The organism is Curtobacterium sp. NPDC088465, from assembly GCF_044753165.1.
Classification (GTDB): domain Bacteria; phylum Actinomycetota; class Actinomycetes; order Actinomycetales; family Microbacteriaceae; genus Curtobacterium.
Map to the genome: position 1 here is coordinate 856,318 of NZ_JBIVMR010000002.1, position 14,561 is coordinate 870,878.

Here is a 14,561-nt window from a genome sequence, read left to right on the forward strand (position 1 = left end):
GGACCGACGCAGCAGCGGACCGACGCGGCCGCGGCGGGCTACTGCTCGCGGAACCAGCCGGGGCCGCGGACCTCGGCGCCCAGGGCCTCGACCCGGGTGCGGAGCTCCCGGTCCGCCGTGACGACGACGACCGGTGCGTGTCCGTCGCCGAGCGCCGACCGGGCAGCCTCGACGATCGCGTCGTCGCCGGAACCCTCGGCGCGGACGACCCCGACCGAGTCGGCCGCACCGCCGAGGTCACCGGCACCGACGGCACCCGCCGCCGTGCCCGCAGCACCGGCACCCGCGCCGGCCGCCCGCGCCTCGCCCTCGAGCACCACCGTCCACCGCGGCCACCAGCGGGCGAAGGGCAAGCCGAGCTCCCCCGCGCCGACGCCCCGTCCGGCGAGCGCCGCCACGGACGACAGCAGCCGCTCCGCCGCGCCCGCACGGTCCTTCCACCAGCCGTCCGGCACGCTGCCGACGACGTTCGCCGCGTCCACCACCACGTGCGGGACCGTCTCGATCGCGCCGCGCAGCGCCGGCCACGAGGCGCCGAAGCCCGGGTGCAGGGGCAGCGCGTCGACCTCGGCGACGGGGACCCACGACAGCGCGAGGCTCTCGCGGTCCGCGATCACCGGCTCGAACGGGCGTCGGGCGCGACCGACGACGGTCGTGTAGGTCCAGAAGCCGAGGTCGAGCACGGCGGCGTGCCGCAGGTCGATGCCGTCCTCGGGCACCCCGGCCTCCTCCGCGGACTCCCGGAGCGCGGCGGTGACGGCGTCCTCGTCCTGGTGGCGTGCACCACCGGGGATCCCCCACGTGCCGCCGTGGTGGCTCCACTCCACGCGGTGCTGCAGGAGCACCCGGCCGGCACCGTCGTCGACGAGCAGGCCGGCCGCGCCGAAGCGTCCCCAGGCCTTGGTGCCGTCCGGTCCGACGGCCCACGCGTCGCCGGGGTCGCGGGGTCCGGGCGGCGGTCCGGGAGGGGTCACGTCAGGCACCCGTCAACACTGGCACACCGCACCCCCGGAGTGCCCGGAGGAGGTCGTCGGACGTCGTGTACGGTGTCGTCCGAGACACGGGGTGCCGCACCGAGCGGCTGAGATCACACCCGTCGAACCTGCTCGAGCTCGTACTCGCGAAGGGATCGTCCATGCACACTGCTGCGCCCGTACCCGGACCCGCCGGCTCCCCGTCCCCGGACTGGGCCGACCGCACCGCCACGCTGCTCGAGGAGGTGCGCGCCCGCAGCCCCCTGGTGCAGTGCATCACGAACACCGTGGTGCAGAACGTCACGGCGAACGTCCTGCTCGCCCTCGGCGCCTCCGCGGCGATGGTCGACGTCACCACCGAGGCCGGTCCCTTCGCCCGCGTCGCCGACGCCCTGCTCGTCAACACCGGCACCCCGCACCCGGAGCCGCGTGCGGCGTCGGTCGAGGCGGCATCCGCAGCCGTCGACGTCGGCACACCGTGGGTCCTGGACCCCGTCGCGGTCGGCGCGCTGCCGGTCCGCACCGCCCTCGCCCGCGAGCTCCTCGCGCTCCGGCCGACCGTGCTGCGCGGGAACGCGTCGGAGGTCCTCGCCCTGCTCGGCGACGCCGACGGCGGCCGCGGGGTCGACAGCACCGCCGGCACGGACGAGGCGCGGGCGGCAGCGCTCCGGGCGTCGGACGGGAGGCTCGTGGGCGCCGTGGCCGTGTCCGGTCCCGTCGACCTGCTGGTCGCGCCGGGTACCGGCGTGGTACGGGTCGCGAACGGGTCGCCGCTGCTGACCCGCATCACCGGGGGCGGGTGCGCGCTCGGCGCGGTGGTCGCCGCCTTCGCGGCGGTGGTCCCGGACGACCCGGGCGCAGCAGCCGTCGCCGGGACGGTGGTGCACACGGTCGCCGCCGAGCTCGCCGCGCGTGACGCCGGCGGCCCGGGGACCTTCCAGCCGCTGTTCCTCGACCGGCTGGCGACGCTGACCCCCGAGGACGTCCTCCGGGTGGCGCGCATCACCACGGAGTCCGCACCACCGACGATCCCGGGGTCCGCTGCAGCGCCGACGGTGGTCCGACCGTGAGCGCCCCGACGGACCTGGGCGTCTACCTGGTCACCGACCCGGTGCTCGTCGACCGGCACGGCAGGGGCGTGCTCGGCGTCGTCCGTGCCGCGGTCGACGCCGGGGTGCGGCTCGTGCAGGTGCGCGACAAGCAGGCACCGGTCCGCGACCTCCTCGCCCTCACCGCCGCGGTGGCCGACGCCGTCGGGGACCGCGCGACCGTCGTGGTGGACGACCGGACGGACGTCGCGCTCGCCGCCCGACGTGCCGGACACCGGGTCGCGGGCGTGCACCTCGGCCAGTCGGACCTGCCCGTCGCGGCCGCCCGCGCGCTCCTCGGGCCGGACGCCCACGTGGGGCTCACCGCGAACACCCCGGCCCACCTGGCGGCCCTCGCGGAGCTGCCCCGCGGCACCGTCGACCTGCTCGGCGTCGGTGTCGTCCACCCGACCTCGACGAAGCCGGACCACCCGCCGGCGCTCGGCGTGGACGGCGTCGCCCGGATCGCCGGTGCGGCGCGCCCGCTCGGGGTCCCGTGCGTCGCGATCGGCGGCGTGACCCTGGACGACGTCGCGCCGCTGCGTGCGGCCGGTGTCGCCGGTGTCGCGGTGGTGTCCGGGATCTGCGCCGCCGCCGACCCGCACGCGGCAGCGGCGGCGTACCTCCGCGCCTGGAGCGGGTCGTGACCGCCGCCGAGCCCGCCGTGGGCTCGACGTCGCCGCCGGTGCCGCCGGTGCCGGTGCCGGGGCGGCCGCACGTGCCGCGGGTCCTCAGCATCGCGGGCACCGACCCGACGGGCGGCGCCGGACTCCACGCGGACCTCAAGGCGATCACGGCGCACGACGGCTACGGCATGGGCGTCGTGACGGCCCTGGTCGCGCAGAACACCCACGGCGTGCGGTCGGTGCACGTGCCCGACGTCGGGTTCCTCCGCGAGCAGCTCGACGCCGTGTCGGACGACGTGGTGGTCGACGCCGTCAAGGTCGGGATGCTCGGCACCGTCGAGGTCGTCCGTACGGTCACGGACTGGCTCCGCGACCACCGCCCGCCCGTGGTCGTCGTGGACCCGGTGATGGTGGCCACGAGCGGCGACCGGCTGCTCGACCGGCAGGCGACCGCCGCGATGGGCGACCTGCTCGCGCTCGCCGACCTCGTGACCCCGAACCGCGCGGAGCTGACCGACCTCGTCGCGCTCGCCGGGGGCACCGCACCGACGCCCCTCGAAGCCGCACGGCTCGTGGCCCGTCGGTGGGACGTCCTGGTGCTCGCGAAGGGCGGGCACGACACGGGGCCGACCGCCGACGACGTGCTCGTCCGGCCCGACGGCTCCGCCCGCACCTTCCGCGGCCCGCGCATCGCGACGACCAACACGCACGGAACGGGGTGCTCCCTGTCGAGCGCGATCGCGACGCTCGCCGCACGGGACGGCGACTGGGAGCTCGCGGTCGGCGGGGCGAAGACGTGGCTCACCGCCGCACTCCGTGGCGCCGACGCGCTCCGGGTCGGGACGGGCAACGGACCGGTCGACCACGGTGCGCTCACCCGTGCCGCGCTCCCCCCGACGACCTGGACGGACCGGTGGTGGGCGGACGTCGCCGAGACCCTCGACCGGACGCTCTCGTGCTCCTTCCTCGAGGGCCTGCGTGACGGCACGCTCGACGGGGACGTGTTCGCCCGGTACCTCGCGCAGGACGTCCACTACCTGCGGGCCTACGAGCAGCACCTGCGACGGCTGGTCGCCACCACGGACGGCGACCCCGCGGCGTTCTGGGCCTCGGCCGCCGCGGGCTGCGCCGACGAGGCGCGCGACCTGCACCACCGCCGCCTGGCGGGCACGCACGCCGACGACCCGGTCCACCCGACGTGCGCCGGGTACCTCGCCCACCTGCAGGCCGCGGCCGACAGCGGGTCGGTCGCGGTGCTCGCCGCCGCCGTGCTGCCGTGCTTCCGGGTCTACGCCTGGGTCGGCACGCAGCTCGGCCGCGCCCCGGAGGGACACCCCTTCGCGGACTGGCTCGGCGCGTACGGCGACCCGGCGTTCGCTGCGGCGAGCGCCGAGGCGACCGCGCGCGTCGAGGGGCTCGGGGCCGCCGCGGACCCGTCCGAGCGGGGGCGGATGGCGCGGGCGCACCGACGGTCGACCGAGTGGGAGCTCGCGTTCTTCCGGATGCCGACGGAACAGGTGGACCCGTCGGCTCGGGTTGACCCCGCGGACGCGGCGGACCCGCCGGAACCGGCGATCCTGGAGGACCCGTCGGCCCCGGCGGACCCGCCGGCGCAGCGCGACTGACCGGACCACGGCCGTCGCACGCGGCACGGGACGGACGGGAGGCTCGGGGCGGACCCGAGCCGTGCCTCCCGGCCGGTGCATCCCCCGTCTGACGACTCGCCCGTCCGGTGGTCGTGCGGTCGCGTCAGCGCGCCGCCGGCGGCAGCCGGACCGTCTCGACCGTCAGCGCACGCCCGTCCACCGTTCCCCGCATCCACGTGAAGTCGGGCTGCCTGCGGCGGTCCGTCGGCGACCCGGGGTTGAGCAGGCGCATCCCCGACGGCGCGACCGAGTCCCACGGGATGTGCGAGTGCCCGAACACGAGCACGTCGGTGTCCGGGTACGCGGCGTCCGCCCGGCGCTCGCGTCCCGTCGACGCACCGGTCTCGTGCACCAGGGCGAAGCGGAGGTCCTCCACCGTGAAACGGGCCACCAGCGGCAGCCGGTCGTCGAACTCGGGGCCGTCGTTGTTGCCGCGGACGCCCTCGAACCGACGCGACCGACCCTGCACGGCGTCGAGGGTGGCGAGGTCGACCCAGTCCCCCGCGTGCACGACGAGGTCCGCCGCGTCGACGTCCGCCCAGAGCCCAGCCGGCAGGTCCTTCGCGCGCTTCGGCAGGTGGGTGTCGGAGAGCAGGACGAACGAGGTGGTCACGGGGCGTCGCGACCGTCCGCACCGGCGTGGCCGTCCGGGGTCGCGCGGGCGGGCATCGGCAGACCGGCCTCGTCGGCGGCGCCGAGTCGTTCGAGCAGCCCGGCGAGGAGCGCGATGTCGTCGTCCGACCAGTCGGCGAGCCGTTCCTCGAGCGCGTCGCGGTGCAGGCGCACCGAGCGGTCGAGGGCGGCACGACCGGCGTCGGTCGCCTCGAGGGGCTTCGCGTTGCCGGAGCCGCCGTCGGTGGTCCGCACGAGCCCCGCCGCGAGCAGGCCGGACAGCTGCCGCGAGATCGTCGAGCGGTTGAGCCGCAGGTACCGGGCGATGTCGATCGCCATGCACCCGGGGTGCTGCACGACGAAGTCGACGAGGGACTGGTCGACGACGCTGAGCACGAGGTCGTCGCCGCGCGCCCGGATGCTCGCACGTCGCGTGATGCGGGCGAGTTCGGTGTAGGCGCGTCCGATGTCGCCGTTGCGGACCTCGTCGTCGGGGCGTCCGCCGTCACGGACCGCCGAGCTCGGGCTGCTCATCGCGTTCTCCAGCCTGTCACTGCGTGCGCCGGGTGCTCGGCGCTGGTGGGTGCCGCCACCCTACCGGCGGTCACGGGCTGCTCCCCCTCAGTGACCGGCGGCTGCGGCCTGCAGCGCGGGGATGTCGAGCTTGACCATGTCCTGCATCGCCTTGAACACCCGGGCGTTGGCCTCGGGGTCACCGCCGCCGGTCATCAGGTCGCCCATCATCGACGGGGTCACCTGCCACGTCAGGCCCCAGCGGTCGTGCAGCCACCCGCACGCGAGCGGTCGGCCGCCGTCGGCGAGGAGCGCGTCCCACACCCGGTCGAGCTCGTCCTGCGTGTCGACGTCGACCTGGAAGGACACGGCGTCGGTGTGCGGGTGCCCCGGGCCACCGTTCATCGCCCGGTAGGGCTGTCCGAGGAGCGTGAACTCGACGACGAGGGCGGTGCCGTCCGGCGTCCGCGCGACGCTGTCGACCCGACTGTCCGGGAAGAGCGACGTGTAGGTCGTGGCGGCCTGTTCGGCCTGGTCGTCGAACCAGAGGAACGGGGTGATCGTGGGCACGGTGCCTCCGGGTGCTCGGGTGCGGCCGCGACGCTGCGGCCGGAGCGTGGGGTGGGTCAGTCCGCGGTGCCGCGGCTGAGCAGGTCGGCCTTCTCGGGGTGTTCGTCGAACCACTTGCCGACGAACCAGCACATCGGCACGATGCGCTTCGTGGTCCTCGCCTCGACGTCGGCGACGGCGTGCGCGACGAGCTCCGCCGCGTAGCCGTGCCCGCGGTGGCTCGGGACCGTGTACGTGTGCGGGAACGACACGGCGTCCTCCGCGGCCCGGTAGTCGAGCACGCTCACGAGCTCGCCGTCGACGTACATCGCGTAGCGGTCGCGGTCGGCTTCGTCGCGGAACTCGTGGGCCATGGCGCCATCATGCACCCGACGGGCAGCGGCCGCACGGCGACGACGGCCCGGGGCGACCGCCGGTGGGAATGCACTGCTCGGCGCCGCGTTGCACGACCGCATGACAACGATCGGCATCATCGGAGCAGGCAACATCGGATCCCAGCTCGCGCGCCTCGCCGTGCAGCACGGCCACGAGGTCGTGATCGCCAACTCGCGCGGCCCCGAGACCCTGCAGGACCTGGTCTCGGAGCTCGGCGAGCACGCCCGCGCGGCCACCCGCGACGAGGCGGCAGCAGCGGGCGACATCGTCGTCGTGACCACCCCGCTCGCGGCGATCGAGACGATCCCGGTCGAGCCCCTGGTCGGCAAGGTCGTCATCGACACCAACAACTACTACCCGCAGCGCGACGGCCACATCGCGTCCCTCGACGAGGAGACGACGACCACCGCCGAGCTCCTGCAGGACCACCTGCGCGGTGCACGGGTCGTCAAGGCGTTCAACCACATCGCAGCCACGGCGCTGACCGACGAGGCCACCCCCGCCGGCACGCCCGACCGCCGCGCCCTGGTGGTCGCGGGCGACGATGCCGACGCCAAGCGGGTCGTCTCCGACCTGATCGACGAGTTCGGGTTCGACGTGGTCGACGCGGGCCCCCTCGCCGAGGGCTGGCGCATCCAGCGCGACACCCCCGGGTACGTCACGCGGTACACCGCCGACGAACTCCGGGCGAAGCTCGCCGAGGCGGAGCGCTACCGCGACATGTAGCCCCCACCTCCGCAACACGCCACGAAGGCGGTTCCCCGCAGCGGTACAGCTCGGCGCGGAGCCGCCTTCGTTGCGTCTCGCGAGCCCCGGCCGCGAGGCATCCTGCGCGAAGTGGACTGCGCGACCCCGGAACTGGGGCTGCGCAGCGGTCCATGCACGCGGATAGAAATGACGATGGATCAGAAGAGCGAGGGAGCACGAGTGGCGTCGCACCGCATGCCGGACCGAGACCGGCCGCGTCGAGCGGTCCCTGCGTGGGTCGTCGCACCCCCCGAGGACACCGCCGTCGGCCGGGAGGCACCACGCGCCCCCGCCCCGCAGGCACCCGTCCTCGACGCGGTCGCGGCCGTCCCCGTGGTCACCTCCGGCACGCCGGGTGCGGCGGGTCCGACGCTGCCGCAGGACCCGACCGACGTGCTGCCCGCCGTCGACGTCGTCGTGCCCGACTACCCGCCGCAGGAGCACCTGCTCCCGCCGGCCCCGACCTCGCCCGCGGTGCAGGTGCCGCCGTTCGACACCGCACCCCTGCCGGTGTCCCCCGTCGACGCCGCCGAGTCGGGCGGCCCCCTCACACCGCCGGTCGACCCGACGCACAGCGCCCACGCCCCGGCACCGGTGCAGCCCCCCATTCCCGGCGCCCCCGTCGTCGGACAGCCCCGCTTCTCGGTCCCCGGACTCGAGCACGTCCTGGTCGAGGGCGCGGAACCCGAGCCCTCCGGACCGATCGGGTACCGCACGCCGGCGCGCTTCGCCCGGCAGCAGGCACCGCGGCCGACCGTCGTCGACCCCGTGCCGTCCGGCTTCGACGCCGTCATCGCAGCGCCCGCCGCGCCCACCGTCCAGGCACCGTCGGTCTTCCCGGGCGGACCCGCCGCCGCGTCGACGCCGGCGGCCGCCGTGCCCACGGCAGCGGCTGCCGCACCCACGGCGGCGGCCGGGCCGTCGGCAGCCGGTGCCCCGGTCACCGGCGGTGTGTCCGCGCCCTACCGGCGGGGTCGCCGGTCGGGACCGGCCGCGGCTCGCACCGGCACCGAGGCCGAGGTGGGCGGGCACGACGACGGTGAGCAGGGCCTCCAGGCCGACCGTCGGACGTCCCGCGACCGCAGCCGCACCGCGATCGGGGCGACCCCGGCAGCCGTGCTCGGCGCCGTGACCGGTGTCGCCGCCCTCGCCCTCGCCGCCTCGTGGTTCACGGCGCCGGCGACGGTGCACGCGACCGGACTGGTCCTCGGGGTGCTCGCCCTCGCACTGTCGGTGACGGCCCTCCGGACCCCCGCGGCGACGTGGCAGCGACCGGTGGCGCTCCTCGGGGCGGTGCTCGGCGGTGTCGGCACGCTCGTGCTCCTCTGGGCGGTCGCCGCGGCGCTGCTGGCACCCGCCGGCGTGACGCTGCCCGACCTCACCGGCACGGGGACGACGCCGACCCTCGCGCCGTAGCGCTCAGACGGCGCGGACGACCCCGCGGGACAGGATCGCGCTCGTCAGGGCGTCGATCGGCTCGCGCTGCACGGTCGGGTTCGCGATGAGCACGTAGTCGACGGCGGGCAGGTCGGGCAGCGAGAGCCGCTGCGACACCTTCACGAGGTCGGCCGGGATCAGCGAGTGCGGGAACACCGCGACCCCGATGCCCGCCCGGACCGCCGCGAGCACGCCGTTCACGTCACGGGTGTTGCAGGTGATCCGCCAGGTGCGCCCGGCGGACTCGAGGGCGTCGATCGCCATCTGCCGGCTGATGCTCGGCGCCTGGTACGCGATCAGCGGGACGGGCTCGTCGGCTTCGAGCGCGATGCCGTCCTGCGCCATCCACACCATCTGGTCGGTCGCGACGCGGGTGCCCTCGGCGGACTCCCCCGCGGTCTGCTTGATGAACACGAGGTCGAGCTGACCCGCGTGCACCCGGCGGAGGAGCGGCGCGGACTGGTTCACCGTCAGCTCGAGGTTCACCTGCGGGTGCAGCCGGCGGAAGTCCCGCAGGATGCGCGGCAGCTGGGTGATCGCGAGGTCGTCCGCCGCACCGAAGCGGAGCCGGCCGCGGGTCGCGGCCCCGGAGAAGTAGGCGTCGGCGGTCGCGTGCGCGGCGAGGATCGAGCGGGCGAACCCGGCCATCGCGTCGCCGTTGTCGGTGAGCGCCACCCCGCGGGTGTCCCGGGCCACGAGGGTCCGCGCCACCGCGGTCTCGAGCCGACGCACGTGCTGCGAGACGGTCGGCTGGCTGATGCCGAGGCGCTGCCCGGCGAGCGTGAAGCTGCCGGTCTCGGCGACGGCGAGGAACGTGCGGAGCAGCACCGGGTCGAGCACGTGACCTCCTCCGGCGGACGGGCCGCCGCCATTCGACATCGCAATGGAGTGATAGCCACCATAGGGGTGTCGAATGGGCCCGCGCCACGTAGTTTCGAACGGGTACCGACTCCACCCCCGACGATCCGGAGCCCCACCACCGTGAGTGCGTCATCGACGACCCTCCCTCCACCCACCGAACCACTCCCGATCCAGGCCGAGCGTCCACCGTGGCGGCACACTCTCATCGCCCTGTCGGTCCCCAACTTCCGGCTGTTCACCGCGACCAACCTCGTCGCGATGACCGCGGGCTGGATGCAGCGGATCGCGCAGGACTGGCTCGTCCTGCAGCTCACCGGCTCCGTCGCGCAGGTCGGCATCACCGTCGCGTGCCAGTTCGCGCCGATGCTGTTCTTCGGGCTCTGGGGCGGGGTGCTCGTCGACCGGTTCTCGAAGCGCGCGCTCATGATGCTCACCCAGGGCGCCTTCGCGGTGCTCTCCGCACTGCTCGCCGTCCTGACCCTCACCGGCGTGGTCGAGGCGTGGCACATCTGGGTCATCGCGTTCCTGGTCGGGATGGTCACCGTCATCGACAACCCCGCGCGGCAGGTCTTCGTCACCGAGATCGTCGGGCACCAGCACCTGCGGAACGCGATCAGCGTCAACTCGAGCGTGTTCCAGCTCGGCGGGATGATCGGGCCCGCGCTGTCCGGAGCGCTGCTCGTCGCCGTCGGGGCGGGGTGGTCGTTCGGGGTGAACGCGATCGCCTGCGTCGCCGTGGTCGTGACGCTCGGGTTCCTCCGGACCTCGGAGCTCCACCGGACCCCGCCGATGCCGCGCGCCAAGGGACAGCTCGTCGAGGGCCTGCGCTACGCCGTCCGGAAGCCGACGATCCTGGTGCCGGTCGTGCTCATGGCGTTCTTCTCGGTGTTCGCCCTGACGATGCCGGTGCTGCTCTCGGCCTTCGCGTCCGAGGTCTACGACGTGGGCGCGGGCGGCTACGGGGTGTTCAACTCCGCGGTCGCGGTCGGAGCCCTGGCCGGGGCGCTGCTCTCGACCAGGCGCGCGACCGTGCGGCTGCGGACGATCGTCGGCGGGGTGTTCTGGACGGGCGTGCTGCTCGTCGTGAGCGGCTCGATCCCGGTGATCGCGCCGTTCACCGTGGCGCTCGTCGCGGTCGGGATGTCACAACTGCTGTTCATGACGGCGTCGAACTCGCTCGTGCAGCTGTCGTCGAACGTCGCGATCCGAGGCCGGGTGATGTCGCTCTACGTGCTCGTGCTGCTCGGCGGCCAGGCCGTGGGCGGGCCGGTCATGGGGCAGGTCGTCGACCACTTCGGCGCGCACGTCGGCATGGTGGTCGCCGGGGGCGTCCCCGCGGTGGCGGCGGTCGTCGCCGGCGTCGTGCTCGCACGGCGGGGCGGGCTGCACCTGGCGGTGCGGATGCGGCACCACGTGCCGCTGCCCGCGATCGAGGCGCGGTAGCGCGCGGCGCGCGGCGCTGGAGCACAACCGGAAGCACGTCGCGCCACGGGAACACGTGGCGCGAGGTGCTTTCCGTTGTGCAGGAGCACTCCGCACCACGCAACGGACGGGAGGCACGGTGCCACCCCGCACCGCGCCTCCCGTCCGGCAACGGAACACGCGCAGGGGCGCAGCACAACCGAAGGCACGTCGCGCCACGGAAACACGTGGCGCGACGTGCGTTCCGTTGTGCGGGAGCACGCCGCACCACGCGACGGACGGGAGGCACGGTGCGAGCCCGCACCGTGCCTCCCGTCCGTCAGCGGGTCGCGCCGACCGCTCGGCTCAGTACGCGACGCCGAACCGCGCGCGGTGGTGCGCCGGGTGCTCGATCTCGTCGACGATCGCGATCGCGTAGTCCGCACCGGAGATGTCCGAGTTGCCCTCGGCATCGGTGAGGAGCAGGTCGTCCGTGGTGCGGTAGGTGCCCCGACGCTCGCCGGGGTTGTACCCGCCGAAGGCCGCGGCCGGGCTCACGTAGAACCAGTCGACGTCGCCGGTGTACCCGCCGGAACGCAGGCGGTCGAGGATCTCACCGTGGCTCTTCGCCTCGCCCTTGAAGGCGTCGGGGAACTCGGCGGTCTCGTAGAGCGCCGGACCGCCCTCGGCGACGAGCAGCGAACCCGCACCACCGACGATGCCGAGCCGGGCGCCGGCAGCAGCCGCTGCGTCGACGAAGTGCTGGAACTTGTCCTTGAGCTCACTGCCGTCCGCCTGGACCGCGTGCAGCGAGACCACGACGACGTCGGCGTCCTTCGTGACGTCCGCCACGAACGACGGGTCGAAGGCATCGCCCTGCGCGAGGGTGAGCCCCTCGGCGGCGTCGAGCTTGGAGGTGTCGCGAGCGACGGCGGTGACGGCGAGACCGCGGGACAGGGCCTCGCGGACGATGGCGGAGCCGGCGTACCCGGTGCCGCCGAAGACGACGATGTTGGTCATGAGAGTCCTTCCGTGACTGGTGCGACCGACGGTACTCGCGTTACTCTCTTCTGGGAAGTAGGCACCTCACAGTGCGTAACGGAGGTCGGGATGTCAGCACTCGAGTACAGCCCCTACGCGGCGGACTGCCCCTCGCGGCAGCTGCTCGACCGCATCGGCGACCGGTGGAGCGTGCTGGTGATCGGGTCGCTCGTCGACGGACCGCAGCGCTACTCCGCCGTCGCGAACCGGGTGCAGGGGGTGTCGCAGAAGATGCTCACGCAGACGCTGCGCGCGCTCGAGCGGGACGGACTGGTGACACGCACGGTCTTCCCCGAGATCCCGCCGCGGGTCGAGTACGAGCTCACCGAGCGGGGTCGCTCGCTGCGCGCGGTGCTGGCGCCGCTCGAGGACTGGGCGACGTCGCACATGGCGGACGTGCAGGACTCGCGCGACGTGTACGACGCGCGCTGAGCGCGTCGCCGTGTGGCGCTGTACCGCGCAGCACCGGGACCCGCACGGCACCGGTGCGGCGTCACGCGGCGCCGCGGACACGCGCGGCCGACCGCCGCTGACCGTCCGCAGGAAGACCCGGGAACCGGCGGTGGTTGCCTGGACACATGCGATCGATCGTCTACACGAAGCCCGGTGACAGCAGCGTCCTCGACCTGGTCGAGCGGGAGGTCCCCCAGCCCGGCCCCGGCGAGGTCCGCGTCCGCGTGGTCGTCTCCGGTGTGAACCCCACCGACTGGAAGGCCCGCGCCGGCGGTACCTACGGCGACGGCCTGCCCTTCCCCGAGATCACCCCGAACCAGGACGGCGCCGGCGTGGTCGACGCCGTCGGCGAGGGCGTCGAGACCCTGCACGAGGGCGACCGCGTGTGGCTGTACATGGCAGCCGCCAGCCGTCCCACCGGCACCGCACAGGAGTACACGGTCGTCCCGGCAGCGCGCGCGGTCGTGCTGCCCGAGGGCACGAGCTTCGACGTCGGTGCCTCGCTCGGTGTCCCGGCGATGACCGCCCACCGCGCACTCACCACCCACGAGGACGGTCCGGACCGCCTGACCCCCGGTGCGCTCGAGGGCCGCACGGTCCTGGTCGCCGGTGGCGCCGGGGCGGTGGGGCACGCCGCGATCCAGCTCGCCCGGTGGGCCGGCGGAACCGTGATCAGCACGATCAGCTCCGACGAGAAGGCTGCCCTGGCGACCGCCGCCGGCGCGCACCACACCGTGAACTACCGCGACGAGGACGCCGCCGCGCGCATCCACGAGATCGCCCCGGACGGCGTCGACATCGTCGTGGAGGTCTCGATCCCGCAGAACGCCCAGCTCGTCGCCGACGTCCTGGCGAACCACGGCGTCGTGTCGATCTACGCGAACAACGGTGGCGACGACGCGACGCTGCCGATCCGTCCGAACATGTCGGTCAACGCGCGCTACCAGTTCCTGCTGCTGTACACGATCGGCGACCGAGCGCTGGCTGCCGCCGCCGAGGACGTCACCGCCGCGCTGCGCGCCGACGTCCTGCCCGTCGGCGAGGACGCCGGCCTCCCCCTGACGCGCTTCGCGCTCGAGGACACCGCGGCCGCGCACGACGCCGTCGAGGGCGACGCGGTCGGGAAGGTCCTGATCGACGTCGCGTCCGAGTAGGGCCGGTCACCGACGCGACCGGGTGACGGACGGGAGGCGCGACCCGCGTCCGGACGCCGCGTCACCGACCCGACCGCGGGACGGACGGGAGGCGCGTGGCGGATCCACCCCGCGCCTCCCGGCCGTCCCGCGCCCACCTGGTACACAGGACCCATGACCGACGTCTCGACGCCCGCGCCCGGAACCAGAGCACTCGTCCTCGGGGGTGGCGGCGTCGCCGGCATCGCGTGGGAGGTCGGGGTCCTCTCCGCCCTGCAGGACGCCGGGGTCGACCTCGATGCAGCGGACCTCGTCGTCGGGACGAGCGCCGGCAGCGTCGTCGGGTCGTTCGTCCGCGCCGGCGCCGTGGCCCAGGCGTGGGAGCAGCAGCACGCGCCGCTGCCGAGCACCTACGTCGAGCCGGAGCGGATCGCCGGCGAGGACTTCCAGGACCGCCTGCTGCAGGTGCTCGCGGGCGCGACCTCGGAGCAGGACGCCCGTGCGCGGCTCGGTGCCGTGGCGCAGCAGGTCGTCACAGGGCAGTCCGACGACGAGCGCACCGCGACCTTCGCCGAGACGCTGCCGTCGACCGACTGGCCGGCGAAGCGGCTCGCGCTGACGACGATCGACGCCCTCGACGGGGCGTTCCGGGTGCTGACCGCGGAGTCGGGCGTGCCGCTCCCCCGCGCCGTGGCCGCGAGCTGCTCCGTGCCGTTCGTGTGGTCCCCCGTGCACATCGACGGCGTCCCGCACTACGACGGTGGCCTCCGCTCGGCCACCAACGCGGACGTCGCCGCCGGGTACGAGCGCGTGCTCGTCGTCGCGTGCGGGCCGGAGGGACCGTCGCCGCTCGGGCCGTGGCTCGACCTGGCGGTGGAGTCCCTGCGGGCCGGCGGCAGCTCGGTCGAGACGATCGTGGCGGACAGCGGGGCGCAGCACGCGTTCGGCGAGAACTCGTTGTCACTGTCGACGCAGGCGCCCTCGGCGACCGAGGGTCGACGGCAGGGCGAGGCGGCGGCGGAGGCTATCGCGGCGTTCTGGGCGTAGCCGTCGGCGGTCGCCGGCGCGGTGTCCGTCAGGTCTC

The 14,561-nt window shown here is 74.7% G+C and carries 16 protein-coding genes and 1 riboswitch; of the genes, 9 read left to right on the forward strand and 7 right to left on the reverse strand.

All coding sequences use genetic code 11. The features are described 5' to 3' along the window. Positions 1 to 38: 38 nt before the first annotated feature. Positions 39 to 983 carry an NUDIX domain-containing protein gene (locus ACIP6W_RS11335; RefSeq protein WP_251160138.1) on the reverse strand — a complete coding sequence of 315 codons (945 nt, stop codon included), beginning with the start codon at positions 981 to 983 and terminating at the stop codon, positions 39 to 41. Between the two features lie 68 nt (positions 984 to 1,051). Further along, a riboswitch (TPP riboswitch) is annotated at positions 1,052 to 1,147 on the forward strand. On the opposite strand from ACIP6W_RS11335, the gene thiM reads away from it, so the two are divergent. From thiM to thiD, 3 genes are all read left to right on the forward strand, one after another. Continuing rightward, positions 1,136 to 2,044: a hydroxyethylthiazole kinase gene (gene thiM / locus ACIP6W_RS11340; protein ID WP_081985263.1), complete on the forward strand. Its 909-nt coding sequence runs from the start codon at positions 1,136 to 1,138 to the stop codon at positions 2,042 to 2,044. It overlaps the preceding riboswitch by 12 nt. Next, on the forward strand, positions 2,041 to 2,709 hold the full coding sequence (gene thiE / locus ACIP6W_RS11345; RefSeq protein WP_400429499.1) for a thiamine phosphate synthase: 669 nt from the start codon (positions 2,041 to 2,043) through the stop codon (positions 2,707 to 2,709). Before thiM ends, thiE begins: the two co-directional genes overlap by 4 nt. After that, positions 2,706 to 4,313, forward strand: a complete 1,608-nt coding sequence (gene thiD, locus ACIP6W_RS11350) for a bifunctional hydroxymethylpyrimidine kinase/phosphomethylpyrimidine kinase (RefSeq protein WP_400429502.1) — start codon at positions 2,706 to 2,708, stop codon at positions 4,311 to 4,313. The genes thiE and thiD overlap by 4 nt, the downstream gene beginning before the upstream one ends. Before the next feature lie 124 nt (positions 4,314 to 4,437). Here the strand turns inward: thiD and ACIP6W_RS11355 are convergent, their stop codons facing one another. The 4 genes from ACIP6W_RS11355 to ACIP6W_RS11370 form a co-directional block, all read right to left on the reverse strand. Continuing rightward, positions 4,438 to 4,947: a metallophosphoesterase family protein gene (locus tag ACIP6W_RS11355; RefSeq protein ID WP_400429505.1), complete on the reverse strand. Its 510-nt coding sequence runs from the start codon at positions 4,945 to 4,947 to the stop codon at positions 4,438 to 4,440. After that, complete coding sequence (locus ACIP6W_RS11360; RefSeq protein WP_400429508.1) at positions 4,944 to 5,480, reverse strand: MarR family winged helix-turn-helix transcriptional regulator; 537 nt, start codon at positions 5,478 to 5,480, stop codon at positions 4,944 to 4,946. The genes ACIP6W_RS11355 and ACIP6W_RS11360 overlap by 4 nt, the downstream gene beginning before the upstream one ends. Positions 5,481 to 5,567: 87 nt before the next feature. Beyond that, positions 5,568 to 6,029 (reverse strand): VOC family protein, encoded by a 462-nt coding sequence (locus ACIP6W_RS11365; RefSeq protein ID WP_066653671.1) that lies wholly within the window; start codon positions 6,027 to 6,029, stop codon positions 5,568 to 5,570. A gap of 56 nt (positions 6,030 to 6,085) precedes the next feature. Continuing rightward, positions 6,086 to 6,382, reverse strand: a complete 297-nt coding sequence (locus ACIP6W_RS11370) for a GNAT family N-acetyltransferase (protein ID WP_066653669.1) — start codon at positions 6,380 to 6,382, stop codon at positions 6,086 to 6,088. Here ACIP6W_RS11370 and ACIP6W_RS11375 point away from each other — a divergent pair. Continuing rightward, entirely contained in the window at positions 6,381 to 7,130 is a 750-nt protein-coding gene (locus ACIP6W_RS11375) for an NAD(P)-binding domain-containing protein (RefSeq protein WP_311205270.1), read from the forward strand. The genes ACIP6W_RS11370 and ACIP6W_RS11375 overlap by 2 nt on opposite strands. A 174-nt stretch (positions 7,131 to 7,304) precedes the next feature. Continuing rightward, positions 7,305 to 8,567, forward strand: coding sequence for a hypothetical protein (locus ACIP6W_RS11380; RefSeq protein ID WP_400429511.1), 1,263 nt, complete (start codon positions 7,305 to 7,307; stop codon positions 8,565 to 8,567). 3 nt (positions 8,568 to 8,570) lie between these two features. Here ACIP6W_RS11380 and ACIP6W_RS11385 read toward each other — a convergent pair whose 3' ends face one another. Beyond that, positions 8,571 to 9,428 carry a LysR substrate-binding domain-containing protein gene (locus ACIP6W_RS11385; RefSeq protein WP_066653658.1) on the reverse strand — a complete coding sequence of 286 codons (858 nt, stop codon included), beginning with the start codon at positions 9,426 to 9,428 and terminating at the stop codon, positions 8,571 to 8,573. A gap of 141 nt (positions 9,429 to 9,569) precedes the next feature. On the opposite strand from ACIP6W_RS11385, the gene ACIP6W_RS11390 reads away from it, so the two are divergent. After that, on the forward strand, positions 9,570 to 10,892 hold the full coding sequence (locus ACIP6W_RS11390; protein ID WP_066653656.1) for an MFS transporter: 1,323 nt from the start codon (positions 9,570 to 9,572) through the stop codon (positions 10,890 to 10,892). Positions 10,893 to 11,216: 324 nt separating this feature from the next. Here ACIP6W_RS11390 and ACIP6W_RS11395 read toward each other — a convergent pair whose 3' ends face one another. After that, a complete protein-coding gene (locus ACIP6W_RS11395) occupies positions 11,217 to 11,870 on the reverse strand; it encodes an NAD(P)-dependent oxidoreductase (RefSeq protein ID WP_066653653.1) in 654 nt (217 codons plus the stop codon). A 90-nt stretch (positions 11,871 to 11,960) separates the two neighbouring features. On the opposite strand from ACIP6W_RS11395, the gene ACIP6W_RS11400 reads away from it, so the two are divergent. The 3 genes from ACIP6W_RS11400 (at position 11,961) to ACIP6W_RS11410 (ending at position 14,524) form a co-directional block, all read left to right on the forward strand. Next, positions 11,961 to 12,323, forward strand: a complete 363-nt coding sequence (locus ACIP6W_RS11400) for a helix-turn-helix domain-containing protein (protein WP_251154911.1) — start codon at positions 11,961 to 11,963, stop codon at positions 12,321 to 12,323. A 146-nt stretch (positions 12,324 to 12,469) separates the two neighbouring features. Next, entirely contained in the window at positions 12,470 to 13,498 is a 1,029-nt protein-coding gene (locus tag ACIP6W_RS11405) for an NADPH:quinone reductase (protein WP_400429514.1), read from the forward strand. A gap of 153 nt (positions 13,499 to 13,651) precedes the next feature. Then, positions 13,652 to 14,524 carry a patatin-like phospholipase family protein gene (locus tag ACIP6W_RS11410; protein ID WP_400429517.1) on the forward strand — a complete coding sequence of 291 codons (873 nt, stop codon included), beginning with the start codon at positions 13,652 to 13,654 and terminating at the stop codon, positions 14,522 to 14,524. The last annotated feature ends 37 nt before the right edge of the window (positions 14,525 to 14,561 follow it).